The following is a 264-nucleotide window of genomic DNA, read 5'->3' on the forward strand; positions in this document are numbered from 1 at the left end:
GGCGATATATTAAAGGTCTTAGGGGCAACAGATATTGAAGGGGAGCTTTTTGACTCATTGGATATAGTCATTAAGCCAAAATTTAAAAGGGATATAAAAAGGTTGCCAAGGATATTATTTTTAACCCGTCACCTCAATTTTCAGACATTAGCCTGCGGGCAAAAGATGAGGCCGGAGATATTTTAACAGAACATTATCTATCAGAAAAAGGCCATCTCTCAGCGCCTCTGAACAAGGTCACCAATGCTGAGATAGCTGAAGAGA

General features: G+C 39.8%; 1 pseudogene. It reads left to right on the forward strand.

The window, feature by feature from the left end:
• Nucleotides 1-57 precede the first annotated feature (57 nt).
• A pseudogene (locus tag HMPREF0308_RS12795) lies at nt 58-264 on the forward strand (hypothetical protein); the annotation flags it as partial.

It is taken from the genome of Corynebacterium striatum ATCC 6940 (assembly GCF_000159135.1).
GTDB classification, from domain to species: Bacteria; Actinomycetota; Actinomycetes; order Mycobacteriales; family Mycobacteriaceae; genus Corynebacterium; species Corynebacterium striatum.